Origin of the sequence: Methylophilus sp. YYY-1 (genome assembly GCF_029132825.1) — a bacterium.
GTDB lineage: Bacteria > Pseudomonadota > Gammaproteobacteria > Burkholderiales > Methylophilaceae > Methylophilus > Methylophilus glucosoxydans.
Window position 1 is genome coordinate 1 of record NZ_WOVG01000002.1, and the last position, 20,848, is coordinate 20,848.

At 52.1% G+C, this 20,848-nt stretch carries 19 protein-coding genes, 1 tRNA gene and 1 rRNA gene; 15 read left to right on the plus strand and 6 right to left on the minus strand.

What is annotated here, in order from left to right:
• The first annotated feature begins 21 nt into the window (after nt 1-21).
• The 8 genes from rrf (at nt 22) to GOC95_RS06635 (ending at nt 9,167) form a co-directional block, all read left to right on the plus strand.
• Nucleotides 22-135: ribosomal RNA gene (gene rrf, locus GOC95_RS06600) — 5S ribosomal RNA — on the plus strand.
• A 435-nt stretch (nt 136-570) separates the two neighbouring features.
• Nucleotides 571-1,059 carry a ribosome maturation factor RimP gene (rimP, locus tag GOC95_RS06605; protein WP_275356403.1) on the plus strand — a complete coding sequence of 163 codons (489 nt, stop codon included), beginning with the start codon at nt 571-573 and terminating at the stop codon, nt 1,057-1,059.
• Between the two features lie 39 nt (nt 1,060-1,098).
• Nucleotides 1,099-2,565, plus strand: coding sequence for a transcription termination factor NusA (gene nusA, locus GOC95_RS06610; protein WP_194749775.1), 1,467 nt, complete (start codon nt 1,099-1,101; stop codon nt 2,563-2,565).
• A gap of 84 nt (nt 2,566-2,649) precedes the next feature.
• Nucleotides 2,650-5,358, plus strand: a complete 2,709-nt coding sequence (infB, locus tag GOC95_RS06615; RefSeq protein ID WP_194749774.1) for a translation initiation factor IF-2 — start codon at nt 2,650-2,652, stop codon at nt 5,356-5,358.
• Nucleotides 5,358-5,714, plus strand: coding sequence for a 30S ribosome-binding factor RbfA (gene rbfA, locus GOC95_RS06620; RefSeq protein ID WP_194749773.1), 357 nt, complete (start codon nt 5,358-5,360; stop codon nt 5,712-5,714). Before infB ends, rbfA begins: the two co-directional genes overlap by 1 nt.
• A gap of 16 nt (nt 5,715-5,730) precedes the next feature.
• A complete protein-coding gene (truB, locus tag GOC95_RS06625) occupies nt 5,731-6,630 on the plus strand; it encodes a tRNA pseudouridine(55) synthase TruB (RefSeq protein ID WP_275356405.1) in 900 nt (299 codons plus the stop codon).
• A 97-nt stretch (nt 6,631-6,727) separates the two neighbouring features.
• Nucleotides 6,728-7,036 (plus strand): hypothetical protein, encoded by a 309-nt coding sequence (locus tag GOC95_RS06630; protein WP_275356406.1) that lies wholly within the window; start codon nt 6,728-6,730, stop codon nt 7,034-7,036.
• Between the two features lie 100 nt (nt 7,037-7,136).
• Nucleotides 7,137-9,167, plus strand: a complete 2,031-nt coding sequence (locus tag GOC95_RS06635) for a TonB-dependent receptor (protein WP_275356791.1) — start codon at nt 7,137-7,139, stop codon at nt 9,165-9,167.
• A 97-nt stretch (nt 9,168-9,264) separates the two neighbouring features.
• Here the strand turns inward: GOC95_RS06635 and GOC95_RS06640 are convergent, their stop codons facing one another.
• Nucleotides 9,265-9,660 carry a diacylglycerol kinase gene (locus tag GOC95_RS06640; protein WP_275356407.1) on the minus strand — a complete coding sequence of 132 codons (396 nt, stop codon included), beginning with the start codon at nt 9,658-9,660 and terminating at the stop codon, nt 9,265-9,267.
• A gap of 79 nt (nt 9,661-9,739) precedes the next feature.
• On the opposite strand from GOC95_RS06640, the gene GOC95_RS06645 reads away from it, so the two are divergent.
• On the plus strand, nt 9,740-10,012 hold the full coding sequence (locus tag GOC95_RS06645) for an oxidative damage protection protein (protein WP_194749769.1): 273 nt from the start codon (nt 9,740-9,742) through the stop codon (nt 10,010-10,012).
• A gap of 89 nt (nt 10,013-10,101) precedes the next feature.
• Here the strand turns inward: GOC95_RS06645 and phoU are convergent, their stop codons facing one another.
• Nucleotides 10,102-10,806 (minus strand): phosphate signaling complex protein PhoU, encoded by a 705-nt coding sequence (phoU, locus tag GOC95_RS06650; RefSeq protein WP_275356408.1) that lies wholly within the window; start codon nt 10,804-10,806, stop codon nt 10,102-10,104.
• A gap of 88 nt (nt 10,807-10,894) precedes the next feature.
• Nucleotides 10,895-11,557 (minus strand): ribose-5-phosphate isomerase RpiA, encoded by a 663-nt coding sequence (rpiA, locus tag GOC95_RS06655; protein WP_194749787.1) that lies wholly within the window; start codon nt 11,555-11,557, stop codon nt 10,895-10,897.
• A 95-nt stretch (nt 11,558-11,652) separates the two neighbouring features.
• Between rpiA and ilvA the strand changes: the two genes are divergently transcribed.
• Both ilvA and GOC95_RS06665 read left to right on the plus strand, forming a co-directional pair.
• Nucleotides 11,653-13,164: a threonine ammonia-lyase, biosynthetic gene (gene ilvA, locus GOC95_RS06660; protein ID WP_275356409.1), complete on the plus strand. Its 1,512-nt coding sequence runs from the start codon at nt 11,653-11,655 to the stop codon at nt 13,162-13,164.
• A 151-nt stretch (nt 13,165-13,315) separates the two neighbouring features.
• Nucleotides 13,316-14,461, plus strand: a complete 1,146-nt coding sequence (locus tag GOC95_RS06665; RefSeq protein WP_275356410.1) for a glutaminyl-peptide cyclotransferase — start codon at nt 13,316-13,318, stop codon at nt 14,459-14,461.
• A gap of 360 nt (nt 14,462-14,821) precedes the next feature.
• On the opposite strand, the gene GOC95_RS06670 is transcribed toward GOC95_RS06665, so the two are convergent.
• The 3 genes from GOC95_RS06670 to GOC95_RS06680 form a co-directional block, all read right to left on the minus strand.
• The gene (locus GOC95_RS06670; protein ID WP_275356411.1) at nt 14,822-15,055 is read right to left on the minus strand and encodes a sulfurtransferase TusA family protein; all 234 of its coding nucleotides are present in this window, start codon (nt 15,053-15,055) and stop codon (nt 14,822-14,824) included.
• 21 nt (nt 15,056-15,076) lie between these two features.
• Nucleotides 15,077-15,394: a rhodanese-like domain-containing protein gene (locus GOC95_RS06675; protein WP_275356412.1), complete on the minus strand. Its 318-nt coding sequence runs from the start codon at nt 15,392-15,394 to the stop codon at nt 15,077-15,079.
• Nucleotides 15,395-15,436: 42 nt separating this feature from the next.
• A tRNA-Phe gene (locus tag GOC95_RS06680) sits at nt 15,437-15,512 on the minus strand.
• Nucleotides 15,513-15,650: 138 nt separating this feature from the next.
• Between GOC95_RS06680 and chrA the strand changes: the two genes are divergently transcribed.
• From chrA to pnp, 4 genes are all read left to right on the plus strand, one after another.
• Nucleotides 15,651-16,979 (plus strand): chromate efflux transporter, encoded by a 1,329-nt coding sequence (chrA, locus tag GOC95_RS06685; RefSeq protein WP_275356413.1) that lies wholly within the window; start codon nt 15,651-15,653, stop codon nt 16,977-16,979.
• 4 nt (nt 16,980-16,983) lie between these two features.
• The gene (locus GOC95_RS06690) at nt 16,984-17,877 is read left to right on the plus strand and encodes a PfkB family carbohydrate kinase (protein ID WP_275356414.1); all 894 of its coding nucleotides are present in this window, start codon (nt 16,984-16,986) and stop codon (nt 17,875-17,877) included.
• Between the two features lie 182 nt (nt 17,878-18,059).
• Nucleotides 18,060-18,329 (plus strand): 30S ribosomal protein S15, encoded by a 270-nt coding sequence (gene rpsO, locus GOC95_RS06695; protein ID WP_194749762.1) that lies wholly within the window; start codon nt 18,060-18,062, stop codon nt 18,327-18,329.
• 333 nt (nt 18,330-18,662) lie between these two features.
• The gene (gene pnp, locus GOC95_RS06700) at nt 18,663-20,783 is read left to right on the plus strand and encodes a polyribonucleotide nucleotidyltransferase (protein ID WP_194749761.1); all 2,121 of its coding nucleotides are present in this window, start codon (nt 18,663-18,665) and stop codon (nt 20,781-20,783) included.
• The last annotated feature ends 65 nt before the right edge of the window (nt 20,784-20,848 follow it).

Consider the following 20,848-nt stretch of genomic DNA (forward strand, 5'->3'; position numbering starts at 1 on the left):
TGCATAACATTACCAGTTATGTTTGGGGACAATAGCAGTTTGGAACCACCCCTTCCCATCTCGAACAGGGCCGTGAAACGAACTTGCGCCAATGATAGTGTACTCTTCGTATGCGAAAGTAGGTCATCCCCAAGCTCCTATTCTAAAAAGCCCTCGGCAGCAATGTCGGGGGCTTTTTTATTGCCTGTAAGCGGTAGGCAGATGAAGGTCAGGCAGAAAAAAACCCGGTGCAAGCACCGGGTTGAAGTGTCTATTAAGATCAACTCAAAATAGACTGCCATGAAAACTTAAGCGCTGCACTGCAGCTTGAAATATAATTGACACCGCTCAAGCGGTTGTTGATCTGTTGCTTCTCCCTCTTTTACACACATCTTAAAAAATACACAGGCGTATGTCATTGACCCGTTCGGGCTACTACAGGCCGTAGACGTCAAACAAACCCCGTCCGACCCTGCCATTGCGCCATCTGTTACTTTGAATTTAAAAGGAATTTTGGTATAATCAAAATGATAGATGGGCGTTACGCCCATTTTTTGTTTTTGGACGTAACGTTTTGAATTAAGGGTGCGTATGCAAAATTTGCATTCGGTAGTTGAAAAGACAGTCACGCAGTTAGGATACGAGCTGGTTGATTTTGAGGCAGCCAATCGTGGCAAGTTATTGCGCGTGTTCATCGACAAGCTGACACCCAAAGACAATAAGGACAGCGTTACGATTGATGATTGTGTTCTGGTGAGCAACCAGCTTGGCAACGTGCTGACGGTAGAGCTGGATATCGATTATGACCGCCTGGAAGTCTCTTCTGCCGGTCTGGATCGTGTGTTGCGCAAGGAACGTGATTTTGTGCGTTTTACTGGTGAGCGTGCACAAATCAAATTGCGAGTGGGAATTCCGGATGATGGCCCTAAAGCAACGCCAACCACATTGCCCAGAAAGACTTTTTTGGGGCAGTTGCAAGGCGTTGACGAGGGGAAAGTGTTGATTGAGTGCGATGGCTGGGTTTATAGATTGTCGCTGGATAATATAGATAAGGCTCGATTGAGCCCGGTTTTTGATTAATTTGTTTTAGCTAATCCGTACGGTGAGTTGGAGATTACGATGAGTCGTGAATTATTGTTGTTGGTTGATGCCCTGGCCCATGAAAAAAACGTGGATAAAGAGGTAATCTTTACTGCCCTGGAATTGGCATTGGCTTCGGCGACGAAAAAGAACCATGAAGAAGGCGCAGATATTCGTGTCGAAATTGACCGTGAAACCGGAGATTACAAAACCTTTAGACGCTGGCAATATGTAGAATATGACCTGCTGGAAAGCTCGGCTTACCAGTTTGATGAAGAAGACGAACGTGCTGCTGGCAGACAAATTGGCGACTATTACGAAGAGCCATTAGAGTCGATCTCGTTTGGCCGCATTGGCGCACAGGCAGCAAAACAGGTGATTTTGCAGAAGGTGCGCGAAGCTGAGCGTGAGCAAATGATCCAGGACTTTTTGGCGCGTGGCGAAAGCCTGGTCACTGGCGTGATCAAGCGGATGGAAAAAGGCAATGCGATTATTGAAGTAGGCCGTATTGAGTGCCTGCTGCCACGTGAAGCCATGATTCAAAAAGAAAACCTGCGCGTGGGTGACCGTGTGCGTGCTTATCTGTCACGCGTGGACCGTGGTGGCCGTGGGCCGCAACTGATCCTGTCGCGTGTCGCTCCCGAGTTCCTCAAGCGTTTGTTTGAGCTGGAAGTGCCTGAAATCGAAGAAGGCCTGCTGGAGATTCGTTCTGCGGCGCGTGATCCTGGCTTGCGTTCCAAAATTGCGGTTAAAACCAATGACCAGCGCCTGGATCCTGTGGGGACTTGCGTGGGCATGCGTGGCTCCCGTGTACAAGCGGTGACTTCTGAGCTCGGTGGCGAGCGCGTGGATATCGTATTGTGGAGCATGGATCCGGCACAGTTTGTCATTAATGCCTTGGCGCCAGCTGAAGTGACGTCGATTGTGGTCGATGAAGATGCACACAGCATGGATGTGGTGGTGAACGAAGAGCAATTGGCGGTAGCGATTGGGCGCAACGGTCAAAACGTGCGTCTGGCGTCGGAACTGACTGGCTGGAACCTGAATATCCTGACCGAAGAAGCGGCTGCGCAGAAGAGTCAGGACGAGTATGCCAAAATCAGCCAATTGTTTATCGAGAAGCTGGATGTGGACGAAGAAGTGGCGGATATCCTGGTGCAGGAAGGCTTTAGCACACTGGAAGAGATTGCCTACGTGCCTTTGGCAGAGATGGCTGAAATCGAGGCCTTTGATGAAGACACGATCAATGAGTTACGTTCACGCGCACGTGCTGCCTTGTTAACCGAGGCGATTGCCAAAGAAGAAAAAGTTGAAGAAGACACCAACGACCTGATGACGCTGGACGGTATGGATGCAGACACTGCCCATAAACTGGCAGCCAGCGAGATTCATACCAGCGAAGATCTGGCCGAACTGGCAGTCGATGAGCTGGTTGAGTTGACCGGAATAGATGAAGAGCGTGCGAAGTCATTGATTATGACGGCGCGAGCACCCTGGTTTAAGTAACCAGGCGTTTTAAATAACCTATGCGTTTAAAACATCATGCATACCTCTTAATTAAAAAATAAAGTAATTGAACTGGAGCAGTACATGGCACTTTCAACCGTCGCACAATTTGCCGCCGAGCTGGGTCTTCCAACGACTCTTCTTATCGAGCAACTGAAAAGCGCAGGCGTTCATAAAACGTCTGTGGATGATTTCCTGGAAGAGGGTGACAAGGCTGCCTTGCTGGATTACTTGCGTAAAGAGCATGGGGCAGGTAACGCGCCTAAAAACAAGATCACACTGACCCGTAAGCAGAACACCGAAATCAAAAAGCTGGATAGCTCAGGTAAAGCCCGTACGATTCAGGTGGAAGTGCGTAAAAAACGCGTGCTGGAGCGCCCTGAGCTGGGCTATGAGCCGCCTGTGGATGCCGCTGCTTATGATGAAGCCGAGCCAGTACCAGCAGAAGTTCTGGAGAGCTTGCCCGTAGAGGTTGAGCCGGTCGTGGTGGAAGAACCTGTGATCGAAGAGATCGTTGAGGTCGTGGCTGAACCTGAGCCAGAGCCAGAACCTGAGCCAGTAGTTGAGGCACCAGCACTTACACCAGTCGTAGAAGCCCCAGCCCCTGTGAAAAAAGGCGTGGTTCTGTCGGCGCAGGAGATTGCCTTACGTGAACAAGAAGCTTCGCGTGCGGCCAAGCTGGCTGCCTTGCAGGCAGAAGATATCAAGCGCAAGCAAGCGTTGACACAACGTCGCGCAGAAGAGGAAGCCAAGCGCCAGGCAGAGGCCGAGGCTGCGAAGAATAAACCCGCAGCCACCAAGTTGTCTGAAGGGACGCTACACAAGCCCGCTGCCAAAGCAACAGACAAGCCAGAAAATAAAGATAAAAAAGCCAAGACCGACAACCGCGACTGGAATGAAAACGAGAACAAAAAACGCGGCATTAAAACCCGTGGTGATGCACCTGCTGGCGGCGCTCAAGGCTGGCGCACCCCTAAGGGCAAGCATCACAAATCCAATAAAGATGATCAGCACGCCTTTAATGCACCAACCGAACCTATCATCAAAGAGGTGATGGTGCCGGAGACCATTTCGGTTGCGGATTTGGCGCACAAAATGTCTGTCAAAGCGGCGGAAGTGATCAAGGCCTTAATGAAAATGGGCATGATGGTGACCATCAACCAGGTGCTGGATCAAGACACTGCGATTATTCTGGTCGAAGAAATGGGTCACAAAGCGCAAGCCGCGGCTGCGAATGATCCTGAAAGCTTCCTGGAGGAAACCGAAGGCGTTGAAGCGATTCTGGAATCACGTCCACCGGTGGTCACGGTCATGGGTCACGTTGACCATGGTAAAACCTCCTTGCTAGACTATATCCGCCGCAGTCGCGTGGCTTCAGGTGAAGCAGGCGGCATTACCCAGCATATCGGTGCTTACCACGTGGAAACGCCACGCGGCATGGTGACCTTCCTGGATACCCCTGGCCACGAGGCTTTTACCGCTATGCGTGCCCGTGGTGCGAAGGCGACCGATATCGTGATTCTGGTGGTATCGGCTGATGATGGCGTGATGCCACAAACGATTGAAGCGATACACCATGCCAAGGCAGGTAATGTGCCTATCGTGGTGGCGATTAACAAGATTGATAAACCGGAAGCCCAGCCAGAGCGCGTGAAAAGCGAGCTGATCTCACATGAGGTGGTGCCAGAAGAGTACGGTGGCGATACCATGTTCCGTGAAGTGTCTGCCAAAACCGGTAAAGGCATTGATGAGTTGTTGGAAGCCGTGTTGCTGCAAGCGGAAGTGCTTGAGTTGAAAGCCCCGCTCAATACGCCAGCCAAAGGCCTGGTCATTGAAGGTCGTCTGGACAAAGGACGTGGTCCGGTGTCTACCGTTCTGGTGCAGTCAGGTATCCTGCGCCGCGGCGATATGCTGCTGGCAGGTACGGCTTATGGCCGTGTGCGTGCCATGCTTGACGAGAATGGCAACGACATTAAAGAAGCCGGCCCGTCTATTCCGGTAGAAGTTCTGGGCTTGTCTGATGTGCCAAGTGCTGGTGAAGAAACCATCGTCTTGAACGACGAGCGCAAGGCGCGTGAAATTGCTTTGTTCCGTCAGGGCAAGTTCCGCGATGTGAAACTGGCCAAGCAGCAGGCGGCCAAACTTGAAAACATGTTTGAGCAGATGGCTGAAGGCGAAGTACAAACCCTGAACCTGATTATCAAATCAGATGTACAGGGCTCTTACGAAGCCTTGACCACCAGCCTGCAAAAACTGTCTACCAGCGAAGTACGTGTGAATATTATTCACACCGGCGTGGGTGCCATCAGTGAGTCTGATGTGAACCTGGCCGCCGCTTCAAGTGCGGTACTGATCGGCTTTAACGTCCGGGCAGATGCCGGCGCACGTAAGCTGGTTGAGAATCTGGATGTCGACCTGCGTTACTACAACATCATTTACGAAGCTGTGGACGAGATCAAAGCGGCGTTGGGTGGCATGCTTGCACCAGAGCAGAAAGAGCAAATGATTGGTACGGTAGAAATCCGCGAGGTATACCGGATCTCCAAAGTGGGTGCAGTGGCCGGTTGTTATGTACAGGATGGCGTGGTTAAACGTAACTCCAAAGTCCGTTTGCTGCGTAACAATGTCATTATCCATACGGGTGAGCTCGACTCCCTCAAGCGCTTCAAAGATGACGTTAAAGAAGTTAAAAATAACTTTGAGTGCGGCTTGTCTCTCAAGAACTACAATGAGATTGAAGTCGGCGATATTCTTGAAGTTTATGAAGTCGTTGAAGTGGCCAGAACACTCTAATGGCTAAAGCATTTTCAAGAAATGACCGCATCTCTGAGCAAATGCGCCGTGAACTGGCGGATTTGCTCATGTTTGAGATCAAGGACCCGCGTGTGCAGATGGTCACCTTGACCGGGGTTGAGGTGGCGGGTGATATGGCACATGCCAAGGTCTTTTACACCGCGCAGAAGAATAGCAAAGGCCTGCAAGCCGGCCTGGAGAAAGCCGCCGGCTTTTTGCGTACGCAGCTGGGCAAGCGCATGATGATCCGTACTGTCCCGCAGTTGCATTTTGTCTATGATGAATCCATAGATCGTGGGATGCACATGGACAAGCTGATCAGCGACGCTTTGTCTGATACCCCTCCGCAAGAATAATTTTCACCTCCGCGCTATGCAAACCAAACGCATTAAACGTGCCGTCAGTGGCGTGTTGTTGCTGGACAAGCCCTATGGCTTTTCATCCAATCAGGCCCTGCAAAAGGTCAAATGGTTATATCAGGCCCAAAAAGCCGGACATACCGGGACCTTGGATCCTCTTGCAACTGGCGTGTTGCCGATCTGCTTGGGCGAAGCTACCAAATTTGCACAACACCTGACGGATGAAAACAAAACTTATGTGGCGACTGTCAAGTTTGGTGTGACCACCACCACCGGAGATAAAGAGGGTGACGTCGTCAGTGAGGTGGCTTGCCAGCTGTCGCGTGCAGAGATTGAGCGCGTGTTGCCGCAGTTTTTGGGGTCAATTACACAAGTGCCTCCCATGTATTCTGCGCTCAAGGTAAACGGTAAGCCTTTGTATGAATACGCGCGTAATGGTGTCGAGCTAGAACGTGCACCGCGTCAGGTAACCATTCATGCATTGCGTGTCTTGGCCTGTGCTGAGAATAGTGCAGAAATCGAAGTCTGTTGTAGCAAAGGCACTTATATCCGTACCTTAGGCGAGGATATCGGTAAAGCACTCAATGTGGGTGCGCACCTCACAGCTTTACGCCGTACGGCGACCGCCACTTATCAAATCGCCGAGACCGTGACGATAGAAGCTCTGGAGCAGATGTCTATTGAGCAGCGCGATGCGTTGTTGCTGCCTGTCGATAGTGCCATTCAAATCCTGCCTAAAGTCGAGCTGCATGAGGATGCCGCCTATTATTTCAAACAAGGCAATCCAGTCTGGCTGGCTGGCGTTATCCCAGCGGGCGATTTACGTATTTATAGTGCTTCCGGCTTGTTTCTTGGGGTCGGCCAGCAGCAGCGCGATGGCCGTATTGCCCCCAAACGCGTCGTTAATCTCTAGCTTTTCACTTGCTCATCTCGCTAAAGCGCATGGCTTTTGCATAAAAATGCAATAGAGTTGCATTCCGTGTGTAAGAATTTATGTTAGTATATTCAACATGTTAAAGCGCTTTTATGTGTATTTTCTATTGGCAGTGTTGTTTGCGATCACGCAGATAGGCCTTGTCACACATGAAATTACCCATCTCAAAGAGCTGACGCAACACTCGCAATCTGACAAACATCAAAGCAAAGACCAATGCAGGCTCTGTGTCGCCTACGCGCATCTCGTCGGGGTGATGACGCAGGCCCTGCAATGGAGCTTGCCAGAGCTTAGCTATCTTGCTGTCATCAGCGCCCTTGCGATTGCCATACAGCGCCCAACGCTCGCGGCCTATGCCGCACGCGCCCCTCCTGCCATTGTTTAACCCTTGACGATACATTCTCCAGGTCGCGCTTGCGGCTGGAGTGAGCTATTTATGCAGTGCACACAGCACTGCCTGACCTTGTCTGGAAAAAACAATGAAAATGTTACAAAAGAGGATGTCTGCACGTGGGCAGCAAAAATCATTATGGCTGGCATTGATGGCGGCGTTGAGCTCGCCCATGCTGGTCTCGGCAGAAGACGCGAAAACCCTTGATATTGATAATGTGCCTGTCACGGGCAATCCCCTGGGCGTGGCATCGGATGATATGGTGGTGCCGGTCTCGGTACTGGGCGGACGTGAGCTCAGTTTGCGTCGTCAAGGGACTCTGGGTGAAACCCTGAATGGCATTCCGGGCGTGACGGCCACGCAGTTTGGTCCAAATGCTTCGCGTCCGATTATCCGTGGCCTGGACGGCGAGCGTGTGCGTATCATGCAAAACGGTGTTGGTATTCTGGATGCCTCGTCACTGAGTTTTGACCATGCAGTGGGCGTGGATCCATTGATTATTGAGCAAATTGATGTGGTGCGAGGTCCGGCAGCGTTGCTGTATGGCGGCAGTGCCATGGGCGGTGTCGTCAACGCCATTGACCACCGTATCCCTAAAGAATCCCTTAATGGCTATACCGGCCGCGCTGAAACCAGGTTTGGCGGGCCAGACAATACGCGCAATGGCGCTGCGGTGGTCGATGTGGGTAATGGCCTGTTTGCATTGCATGCCGATATCTACAGCCGTGAAACCAGCAATCTTGAGATTCCTGGCTATGCGCTTTCCAAGCGCAAGAGTTTGGCCGATGGTACTGCGCGCGATAGTCGCGGCAAGGACAAGCTCAATAATAGTTCTGCACTGGCCAATGGCGGCGCATTGGGTGCTTCCTGGACCTTTGATACAGGCTATCTGGGGATTTCCTATGCGGACTCCAATAACCACTACGGCACCGTGGCCGAAGAGAATGTCAGAATCAATATGGAAAATAAACGTACGGAATTGGCAGGTGAAGTGAGAGAACTCAAGGGGCCTGTGCAAAAAATCAAGGTGAGAATGGCTTACACCGATTACCAGCACGTAGAAGTTGAGAGTGGGGTGGTAGGAACCACTTTTAAAAACCGTGGTTTACAAGGTAGCCTCGAAGCCACCCATGTCCCACTGGCAGGCTTGAATGGGGTGGTCGGCTATCAGTTCCAGAACACGCGTTTTCAGGCCTTAGGCGAAGAGGCATTTGTGCCTAGTGTCACCACCGTGGACCAAGGGGCTTATGTCTACGAAGAGTATGCAATCGATAAACACAAAGTCACCTTTGGCGGGCGGTTTGGCGATACCTCGATAGACTCCCATGTCGATGATAAATTCACCCAGGCGTTTAGCAAACACTTTAACCCCAATAGCTTTGCGCTGGGGGGGCTGTACACCATTGATGAATCCTGGAGTGTGACGACCAACTTGTCGCATAACGAGCGTGCACCTAGCTATTTTGAACTGTATGCGAATGGACCACATATTGCGACTGGGCAGGTGGAGGTCGGTAATACTAACCTCAGCAAAGAGCGCTCCAACGGTATTGATGCGCAGCTGAAATGGAAGTCAGGTGGTCACAGTGTGACGCTAGGCGCGTATGCCACCAAATTTAAAAACTTTATCGGCTTGTTTAATACAGGCATTGAGGTGCCGGTGGATGGCGAGCTGTTGCCTGAAGCACAGTTTAGAGCGGTTCCGGCCTTGTTCAAGGGCTTGGAGTTAGAAGGCAAGTTTGCCTTGAACGACGAGTGGACATTAAAAATGCGCGGTGACTACGTGCATGCCAAAGACACGCGTAATAATCAATACTTGCCTAGAATCTCTCCCTTGAGATTGGGCGGTGGACTGGATTATCGTCTGGGCAACTGGAATGCTCGCGTCGATGTGCTGCATGCCTTTAAGCAGAATAACGTGGCCGAGAACGAGCTCAAAACGGATGCCTATACCAATGTCAGTGCATTGGTTGCATACAAGTTGCCGGTGAAGTATAACGTGGAGTTGTTTGCCAAGGCGAATAACCTGCTCAATGAAGAGATCCGTGAGCACGCTTCTTTTCTGAAGGATATTGCCCCGTCAGGCGCGAGGGCGGTATTGGTGGGCGCCCGCGCTGACTTTTAAGCGGTGGAACTAACTGCGCCTCTGGACGCCGCATTACGCGGCGCGCAGAGGCGCGACAGATCAAAGCAACAGGCTGACTTGGTCAGCCTGTTGTCATTTAATTGAATAAAATCAAGCCCCAGACTACCGTCAAGTTGATCAATGCCAACAACACGGCAGCACTGCCAATATCTTTGGCTCGCTTGGCCAGCGCATGCCGTTCAATCGACACGCGGTCTACCACCGCTTCAACCGCCGAATTCAGCAGCTCCACAATCATGACCAGCAACACACTGCCCACCATCAGGATGCGGTGCAGGGCTTCAGACTCCAGGTAAAATGCCAGAGGAATTAGCACCAGCGAGAGCCAGACCTCCTGACGGAAAGCATCTTCATGCTTGTAAGCGGCTTTGAAGCCATCCATGGAGTAGCCAAAGGCATTAATCAAGCGCCGGAGGCCGGTTTTGCCTTTGAATGGACTTTCCTGGTGACCTGAAGGGGTGTTGTTTTGCATGGCTTATCTCTAAAATTGCGAACATCAGATTTTAACATGCGCTATGATAGCGCTTTTAGCAGTGTAGTGAGGATCGAACATGGCAAGATTGGTGCAATGTGTGAAACTGGGCAAAGAGCTCGAAGGCATGGATTTTCCGCCTTATCCGGGAGAACTGGGTAAAAAGATTTATATGCATGTGTCTAAAGAAGCTTGGGCAGGCTGGTTAAAACAGCAGACCATGCTGGTCAATGAAAACCGCTTGAGCCTTGCGGACCCGAGTGCACGTAAATATCTATCCGAGCAAACCGAAAAGTACTTTTTTGGCGAAGGCGCAGATGTTGCCACTGGCTATGTGCCTCCTTCTGCCTAGTGAAAAAGGTTAAAACGAAGAGGCTTTAACCGTATCCCGGCCAACAAAAATAAAAAGCACTCCTCGGAGTGCTTTTTATTTGCGGTCTATTACGACTGCGTCTCGCGCTGAATATCTTCCAGGCTGGTATGACGGATATCTTTGCCTTTGACCATATAGACCACGTACTCCGAGATGTTCTTCGCATGGTCGCCAATGCGCTCAATGGCTTTTGCCACAAACAGTACTTCAAGTGACATCGAGATCGTACGTGGATCTTCCAGCATGAATGTGATCAACTGACGCATGGCGGCGCGGAATTGTTCATCCACCTGCTCATCCTGTCTGGCGACTTCCACGGTCTGGCTGACATCCAGGCGTGCAAATGAATCCAGCGATGTACGCAGCATTTCACGCACAATGCCAACCATGGTTTTGATCTCGTTGAACCGTGGTTTGTACATCCGGTCTTGCTCGTAGATACGCTGGGCAGTCCGTGCAATCTTAGTGGCTTCGTCACCAATCCGCTCCAGATCCGTGATGGTTTTCACCATCATCATGATCATGCGCAAATCACGTGCTGCAGGTTGTCTGCGCGCAATAATATGGCTGCAGTCTTCATCCACCTGAACCTCTAAAGCGTTGACACGCGCATCGCGCTCCATGACGTCTTTGGCTAGATTGACATCCGCGTTGGTCAGCGACTCCAGTGCATTGACGATTTGCTGCTCAACGACCCCGCCCATTTCCAGAACCTTAGCCCGGACGGACTCCAGTTCAACATCATATTGCTTAGAGGTGTGTTCAAATTGCATGACAAATTTTTCCTAATTATTGTGCCGGTGCAGATTACCAGCCCAATATGACAACTGTATGATAATTTTCAGTGTGCAGAAGTTGCAATTACTTGGTCAGGGTTTTAACGCCGTTTGGCGTGGCCAGCAGCAACACATTGGCCGGGCGTGCTGCGAACAAGCCGTTAGTCACCACCCCTACGATCTGGTTGATCTTGGCTTCCATTGCAATCGGGTCGGTAATGCTCAAGCCATGCACATCAAGGATCAAGTTGCCGTTGTCAGTCGTGAAGTCACGCAATTGGGGTTGACCACCCAGTTTTACCAGTTCACGTGCCACATGGCTGCGAGCCATCGGTAATACTTCTACTGGTAGGGGAAACTTGCCCAAGACGGGTACAAATTTGCTTTCGTCGCAGATACAGATGAAAGATTTGGCCACAGCTGCCACGATCTTTTCACGGGTCAATGCACCGCCGCCGCCTTTGAGCATATGCATGTGCTCGGTGATTTCATCGGCGCCATCCACATAGATATCCATGCTGTCGACGCTGTTCAAGTCAAAGACCTCGATACCGTGGTTACGCAGGCGTTGCGCGGTGGCTTCGGAGCTGGCGACTGCGCCGGTGATTTTATGTTTGACTTTGGCCAGTTCGTCGATAAAAAAGTTGGCAGTTGAGCCGGTGCCCACACCAATAATGCCATCCTTGACATAATTGACTGCTGCTTTTGCCACTTCGAGTTTCAATGCGTCTTGTTGTGCTTTATCCATCGCCATGTGCTTCAATCCTTGATTAATTCTTTATAATACAAACAATTCTCTATCATACACTGCAACCTTGCGGTTTTAAAATCTCCACGCATTTCATGACCATCAATTACCGCGAAAAAATCGAACACTCCCACGTCTATGCCGTTGCCAGACATACGCCGCTCGATGAATTGCCCAACTTGTCCTCGCGACTGAATAACCGGGTGTTGCTCAAGCGCGAAGATATGCAGCCGGTATTTTCATTCAAGCTGCGCGGTGCCTATAACAAAATGGCCAACCTCTCGGCTGAGGCTTTGCAACGTGGCGTGATTTGCGCCAGTGCCGGAAACCATGCGCAGGGCGTGGCCTTGAGTGCGCAGAAAATGGGCTGCCGTGCCGTCATTGTGATGCCGACCACCACGCCAGCGATCAAGGTCAATGCGGTGCGCGCACGCGGTGCCGAAGTGGTGTTGTTTGGCGACAGTTATTCCGATGCCTACTTGCACGCGCTCGATCTCGAGCAACGGGAAGGCTTGACCTTTGTGCATCCTTACGATGATCCGGATGTCATTGCCGGACAGGGCACCATTGCGCTGGAGTTGGTGCAGGATCATGCGGCGCCGATTGAAGCCGTGTTTTGTTGTGTCGGCGGTGGTGGTCTGCTGGCTGGGATGGCGGCCTATCTGAAAGCGGTCCGCCCCGAAATCAAAGTCATCGGCGTCGAAGCGCAGGATGCCGAAGCCATGACCGAATCACTGAAGCTCGGCCAACGTGTCATGTTGGAACAAGTGGGCCTGTTTGCAGATGGGGCTGCGGTCAAGCAAGTGGGCGAGCATACCTTTGCGCTCGTGCAGCAATATGTCGATGAAATGATCGTGGTTGATAACGATGCGATTTGTGCCGCTATCAAAGACGTGTTTGAGGATACGCGCAGCATTCTTGAGCCGGCCGGGGCACTGGCCGTGGCTGGCTTGAAGGCCTACAGTCAACGCGAACAGTGTCAAGGTAAAACCCTGGTCGCAGTCGCTTCAGGTGCCAACATGAATTTTGACCGCTTGCGCTTTATTGCCGAGCGCGCGGAGTTGGGGGAACGCCGGGAGGCGGTCTTTGCCGTCACCATTCCTGAGACCCCGGGCGCGTTTAAGCGTTTTTGCCGCCTGTTAGGGCAGCGCAATATTACCGAATTCAATTACCGTTTTGCTGACACCGAGCAAGCGCATATTTTTGTCGGGTTGGCGGTGCATCACCCGACCGAGGCCGATGCTATCGCGGGCAAATTGGCGGCGGCGGGCTTGCCCACCATTAATTTGAGCGACAACGAAATGGCCAAGTTACATTTGCGCCATCTGGTGGGCGGGCATGCGCCACAAGTCCAAAACGAGGTGGTTTACCGTTTTGAGTTTCCTGAAAAACCCGGCGCCTTAATGAACTTTCTCGAATCCATGGGTCACAACTGGAACATCAGTTTGTTTCACTACCGTAATCATGGGGCAGATTTTGGCCGGGTTTTGGTGGGCATGCAGGTGCCGCCCGAGGATCAGCTAGCCTTTACCCAGTTTTTACAGCAATTGGGTTACCCGTACTGGGATGAGAGCCATAACCCGGCGTATCGTTTATTTTTGGGCTGATAGCAGCCATGATGGTGGTTGTTTGCAGCCATCGCCGTGGGTGATGTCAGCTGAATGCGAGCCATGGCGCTGATTGGCTGGCTGAGAACGATTCTTGCAGGGAATGCCTGCACTTTAGAGCGATGAGACTTAAATAATAATCAGGAGATAAATGCAAATGTTGAATTCATCATTGGCGCGTCGTGCGCGCACCAGCGTGTGGTTGCTGGCCTTGCTTGCTGGCGTTACCGCTTGTAACAAGCAAGAAGAGTCCGCACCAACCCCGGAAACGCCAGCGGCCACGAGCGCTGTTAGCGAAAGTTCTTCTGGTAAGACGTTGGCTTATGTGTCCACCCAGGATGCCGGCGTCGACGTGATTGACTTGGCGACCATGCAAGTGACCAGCATGCTGGATGTGAAAGCCAAGGGCCCGCGTGGCCTGGCTCTGACAGACGATGGCAAGCAACTGGTGGTGGCGACGCGTGAAAATGGCAGTGTGTCCGTGATTGATACCGCCACAGGCGAAGTCGTCAAGCAGATTGAGGTCGGCAAAAACCCTGAGTTTGTGCGGGTGAGTGGTAATTATGCTTTTGTTTCGTCCGAGCCTAGCTCTAAAGCTGGTCCGCCACCCAAGCCGGGCAGCAAGCCAGAAGAAGACGATGACGACGATGAAGAAAAAGTCCCAGCCAAGATTGCGATTGTTGATCTGACCAAAGGTGAAAAAGTCCGCGAAATTACTGGCGGGCCAGAAACCGAAGGTCTGGAGTTTTCGGCCGATGGCAAACAGCTGGTGATTACGAACGAAGCTGACAATACCGTCACTGTACACAACATCGAAACTGGCGATCTGGTCAAAACCATTTTCACCCATCAATATGGAGATCGTCCGCGCGGCATCAAAGTCTCTCCGGATGGCAATACCTATCTGGCCACGCTGGAGTTTGGTAACAAGTTTATGGTGATGGACAAAGACTTTAATGTGGTACGCACGGTAGACACGGCTGAGACCCCATACGGCATAGCCTACGACAGCAAGGGTGAGCGGATTTTTGTGGCCACCAATAAAGCAAAACTGTTGCAGGTGTTTGATGCCAAGACCTTTGAAAAAATCAAGGAAGTGCCGACCGGTAACCGGTGCTGGCATTTTAGTTTTACCCCGGACAACAAGCAGGTGCTGTTGGCTTGCGGCAAGTCTGATGCGGTATTCGTGATTGATGCAGATAAGCTTGAAGTCACGAACCAGATTGAAGTGAAAAATATGCCATGGGGCGTGGTGACCTTCCCTAAAGCCATGGGTAGTCTGGAAAACGCCAAATAAATTTATTTCCAATCGCGTTTCAATTGATTGAACAAGCCCGCCCTGATCGGCGGGCTTTTTTATTAAATTTTTTTGAACGCGCCCTAAAGTTTTGCGTGAAGCTGCCGAAATCATCTTTAGATAACAATGATTGCGTCTGGAGTGTGCAGATTGTCGGAAGCCATGCCGGCAAACTGCAAGTCAGGTTGAGTCCCTGAGTCGCCAGTGCGGCAATCGTTGTTTCGGCATGCAGACCACGTTAACCCACGGGTTAACGTCGTTCCTCACAGGGCTTCTTCGGAAGCCCTTTTTTTGCGCTGCAGCGGATGAATGGATGGTTGGTGCGGTTAGTGGCTGAGTGTCAGTCCGCGGGAGAGGGGTTTACTGGCTGCGCTTGCGTAGCCAGAAGGTAAAAACACCTTCTGCCTCTTGCATCTCGATCAGGGTGTGGCCGGTTTGGCGGCAAAAGGCATCAAAATCTTTCTTTGAACCAGGGTCCGTGGCCGTGATTTTGAGTACCTGGTTTGCTTGCAACTCGTTCAGGGCCTTTTTGCAGCGCAAAATGGGCAGGGGGCAATTCAGGTGGCGGGCATCTACTTCTTTGTCGTATTGCATAAACAATCCTGAGTCTCTGAATTAAGCGGGCTCGATGGGCAAGCCGTGTTGAGCCCAAGCCAGAATGCCGCCCGCCAAATGCGAGACATCGTGGCAGCCTTGCGCCAAGGCAAACTCACCTGCAGAAATGGAGCGTACACCGCTACGGCAGTAAAACACGATTTTTTTGTCTTGCGGCAGTTGATCAAACATCGTCGCCAGATGTCCTAATGGCAAATGCATGGCACCAGGCAAGATACCGGAAACAAGCTCGTGATCATTGCGGATATCAATCAGCAACAATGAGGGATCATTGAGTAATGGCTGTAATTCATCCGGTGTTAAGTGTTTTAATGACATCAACAAACCCAGAAAAAGAAATGTGCCGAAAGGCAGGAGGAGTGGTGGCCAGAGGCAGAATCGAACTGCCGACACGAGGATTTTCAATCCTCTGCTCTACCGACTGAGCTATCTGGCCAACAGCAATTTGGGTGTGTCCCGAATCGCAAGACGCGCATTATAGCAAAGAACGCCAAGAATGCACACAAAAGTTAAAAAAAATCCTGATATGCTTGCGAGGCGGTATTTGAGGCCGCTGTTTTAAAAGGAATGGTTGATGTCTATTGTCGAGACGCCGCCTGAAATGCAGGCGCCTGCGAAGCCTTCTGCACGGGCATTTTGGGCCTACTGGTTGCGCCTGGGCTGTATTAGTGTTGGTGGGCCCGCGGCACAAATTGCCCTGATGCACCAGGCGCTGGTGGTAGAAAAGCGCTGGATTTCAGAGGCCAGATTTTTGCATGCCTTGAACTATTGCATTCTGTTGCCAGGCCCCGAGGCGCAGCAAATGGCAGTCTATATGGGCTGGCTATTGCATGGTGCCTGGGGTGGCATTGTGGCTGGCAGTTTGTTTGTGTTGCCCGCGTTTGGCTTGCTGGTCTCGCTGGCGTGGGGGTATATGCAGTGGGGCAGTCAGCCCGCCGTCGCGGCTTTGTTGTATGGGGTTAAGCCGCTGGTAGTCGCGCTGGTCTGCTGTGCCGCCTGGCGCCTGGCTAAAAAAGTGCTGATCGCCCGCTGGTTGTGGGGCGTGTTTTTGCTGGCCTTGGTCATGCAAACGGTCCATCTGCCATTCCCGGTGATTATTCTGCTGGCCGCGGTGTTGGGCGTTGCTGTGCAACAATATTGGCCGCAGTGGGTCGAAACGTCAGTTGGCCATGCAGCGGCAAGGGCCATGCAGTCGGCGCCAAGTGTGATTGATGACAACACGGCGCTGGCCGGGCTGGCTGATTTGCGTCGGTGGACAGCGACAGTGCTGATCTGGGGGGTGCTATGTGGTTTAGGTGTCGCTGCGGCCTTAGTGTTTTATTATGGGCCGTCACATCTATTTACCCGCCTGGCAGCTTTTTTTAGCCAGGCTGCGTTTCTCACTTTTGGCGGCGCCTATGCCGTTTTGCCCTATGTGTTTGATGCCAGTGTGCAGCATTACCACTGGTTGACGACGGAGCAGATGCTGGATGGCCTGGCCTTGGGCGAAAGTACGCCGGGCCCGCTGATTATGGTGGTCACCTATATTGGCTTTGTTGCGGCCTGGCAGGCCGGGCTGGCCTTGCCTGATTGGCAGGCGGGGTTGATCGGGGCGACGATTGCGACCTGGTTTACGTTTGTGCCCAGTTTTGTCATGGTGTTTTTGGGGGCGCCCTGGATAGAGCGTACCCGCCAGCAATGGCGTTGGACTGCGCCGCTGCATGCCATCAGTGCGGCGGTGATCGCGAGCATGGTGGCGCTGGCCCTCACGTTGAGCCGGCACGTGGTCTGGCCCGATGCGCCAGATGTCGCCGCTGCCAGCATGGTGGTGCTGTCGCTGTGGTTGCTGGTCGGCAAGCGGATTTCAATTCTTTGGTTGTTGCCAGCGTGTATGGCAATTGGTTGGTTATTAAAAGCAGGATAAACAGATGTCAGATTCGATCATGATTTTGGGTGAGGTGCTGGGGGATGTGTTTCCCGAGCAAACGGTCATCGGCGGCGCACCTTATAATGTTGCCCGCCATTGTCACGCATTTGGCTTGCCCGTGCACTTTCTCACTGCCATCGGCCAAGATGCCCTGGGCGAACGTATTGTGGCCGAAATGCAGGCGAGTGGCCTGCCTACCGAAGGGGTGCAGCACTCTGAGCGTTTGCCGACCGGGCAAGTCAAGGTGCATCTGGGCCCCGATGGTCATCGCTTCGAGATTCTGGATCAGCAGGCCTATGATGACCTGCAATGGCCGCCTGTCGAGGCGCTCACATTGAAACATCCCCCGAGGCTGGTGTATTTCGGGTCACTGGCTTTGCGCCATGCACCCATGCAGGCGCTTGCCGCGCAGTGGTTGGCGCTGTGCCAGCCCGCCACGGTGCTGTGCGACATCAACCTGCGTGCGCCATGGTATGACGCGGAGAGCGTACGCATGGCCTTGCAGGCCGCCGATATTCTCAAAATCAATCATGAAGAGTTGCCAGAAGTCTGTAAATTGCTTGGACTGCCGGGTGCGGCAGATGTGAATGAGCTGGCCCGGCGCTTGTTGATGGTGTGTGGCTTGACTGAAATGTTTGTCACCTGTGGTGAAGAGGGCAGTTTCTGGCTGGACCGGTTTGGTCAGGGTTTTCGCGTGCCGCCGGTGCGCTTGAGCACGGCATTTGTCGATAGTGTAGGCGCTGGCGATGCTTATACCTCGGTGGTGATTCGCGGCTTGCTGGCGGGCTGGTCGCGCCCCACCATCTTGACCCGCGCGGCCAGTTTCGCCGCCTCCATTTGTGGCATTCGCGGGGCGGTGCCAGCGGCTGCCGATTTTTATGAGGACTTTTTATAACGTCCCAACCATGCAGGCCTGCCAAATTAATTCATAAAAACAGAAACTTAATGTAATAAAAACCTATGCAAGGCTGGCGCTTGCCGCTATAATGCGCGTTTCGTGTAAATTGAATGTCGGTGCGGTAGGCAAATGGGTTGTCTGGCTGCGACGATATTGACGCTAACTCAAGGAAAATAAAGATGGCGATTACCGCAGAACAATCCGCAAAAATCATTAAAGATTTTCAACGCAGTGCTAACGATACAGCGAGCCCAGAAGTACAAGTGGCTTTGTTGACATACCGTATCAGCTACCTGACCGAGCACTTCAAATCCAACAAAAAAGACAACCACTCCCGTCGTGGTCTGTTGGCGTTGGTCAGCCAGCGTCGTCGCTTGCTCGACTACCTCAAAGGTAAAGACGTTAGCCGCTATCAAACGCTGATCGAGCGCTTGAATCTGCGTAAATAATTTGGCTAAAAGTGACGTTTAATCCAGTTCACTTTTAACGAAATAAAAGCCGATGGCATGGTGACTGCCTCGGCTTTTTTGCTTTAAAAATCCTGAGATTGCTGATATTCGGGATTTTCATATCACCAACTGGGGTGGCTTCTGTGAGTGCGTTTTGTGCAGGGTTTTTACAAAAAGCGTGCTGATGGAAGTCACCGCAAATCGGGAAACCGGGCGTCAGTTGTCGCGCACAATGCTATGCATAAGCGTGGAGTGTCGGCACTGGCAGTCTGGTTTTCATTGTTGAGATTGGCTATTAGGTAGTGAATAGCCATGGTAGATAAAGGAAAAACAATGTTTGAAATTACGAGAAAAAGCCTCCAGCTTGGTGCGCATACCCTGACCATTGAAACCGGGGAAGTCGCACGCCAGGCAGATGGCGCCGTCATGGTGAGCTATGGCGATACAGTAGTACTGGTGGCTGCAACTGCAAAAACCGAAGTCAAAGAAGGTCAGGATTTCTTTCCATTGACTGTGGATTATCAGGAAAAAACCTATGCGGCTGGCCGCATTCCAGGCGGCTACTTCAAGCGTGAAGGCCGTCCTAGCGAAAAAGAAACCCTGACGGCACGTTTGATCGACCGTCCTATGCGTCCACTGTTCCCGGATGCGTTTTATAACGAAGTGCAGATTGTGGCGACCGTGTTGTCCCTGGATCCGGAAATTGATGCTGACATCCCGGCCATGATCGGTGCGTCTGCTGCGGTTGCGCTGGCAGGTATCCCGTTCTACGGCCCAATGGGTGCGGTCAAAGTGGGTTATATCAATGGCGAATACGTCTTGAACCCAACGGCGACACAACTGAAAGAGTCCGCGCTGGACTTGGTCGTGGCTGCGACTGAAACCGCTGTGATGATGGTGGAATCCGAAGCCAAAGAATTGCCAGAAGACGTGATGCTGGGTGCGGTTGTATTCGGTCACGAGCAAATGCAACCTGTGATCAAAATGATCAACGAACTGGCTGCTGAAGCCGGTAAAGATGCCTGGGACTGGACTCCACCAGAGCCAGACACTGCGCTGATTGCAAAAATTGAAGCGATTGCGGCTGAAGACATCAACGCTGCCTTCAAAATCAAATCCAAAGGCGAGCGCTCTGCCAAGCTGGACGAAATCAAGTCCCGCGTCATGAGCACCTTGATCACTGAAGAAACTTCTACGCTGGAAGCCAACAAGATTAAAGACGAGTTCTTTAAGCTGGAAGCGAAAACCGTACGTAGCCAGATTTTGAACGGCGAGCCACGTATTGATGGCCGTGACACACGTACCGTGCGCCCGATCACCATCCGTTCCGGCGTATTGCCACGCACCCACGGTTCTGCGCTGTTTACCCGTGGTGAAACGCAGGCATTGGTCGTGACGACCTTGGGTACAGGCAAAGATGAGCAAATCATTGACGCGCTGGCTGGCGAATACTACGAAAACTTCATGCTGCACTACAACATGCCTCCGTTCGCCACTGGCGAAACGGGTCGTGTTGGTTCACCAAAACGCCGCGAAATCGGCCACGGTAACCTGGCTAAACGTGCATTGAAAGCCGTATTGCCTAAGAAAGAAGACTTTGACTACACCCTGCGTGTCGTGTCCGAGATCACTGAGTCTAACGGTTCCAGCTCCATGGCGTCTGTCTGTGGTGGCTGCCTCTCCATGCTGGACGCCGGTGTGCCATTGACTGCCCACGTGGCAGGTGTGGCCATGGGCCTGATCAAGGAAGGCAACCGCGTTGCAGTGCTGACCGACATTCTGGGTGACGAAGATCACCTGGGTGACATGGACTTTAAAGTGGCCGGTACCGACAAAGGTGTGACCGCCCTGCAAATGGACATCAAGATCACTGGCATTACGGCACAGATCATGCAAGTGGCCCTGGCACAAGCCAAAGAAGGCCGCGCGCATATTCTGGGCTTGATGAAGCAAGCCGTGTCTGGCGTAAACACCGAAATGTCACAGTTTGCCCCACGCATCATCACCATGAAGATCAATCCGGACAAAATCCGTGACGTGATCGGTAAAGGTGGCGCTGTGATTCAGGCACTGACCAAAGAAACCAACACCAGCATCGACATTGAAGATGACGGTACCGTGAAGATCGCGTGCACCAATGCGGACGAAGGCGCTGAAGCCCAACGCCGTATCGCGCAGATCACTGCCGAGGTGGAAGTCGGCCAGATCTACGAAGGCCCAGTGGTCAAGATTCTGGACTTCGGTGCAGTGGTGACCTTGATGCCAGGTAAAGATGGTCTGGTACACATTTCACAAATTGCTCACGAGCGCGTGAAAGCGGTCAGCGATTACCTCAAAGAGGGTGACATTGTAAAAGTGAAAGTGGTTGAGTTGGACGACAAAGGCAAAGTGCGTTTGAGCATGAAAGCCCTGATCGATCCACCTGCAAGAGAAGAAGCGCCAGCAGCTGAATAAGTTGCTCGCTCTGATCTAAAAAAGCCCGCGCCAGCGGGCTTTTTTATTGGCGTCAGCGCACCGCG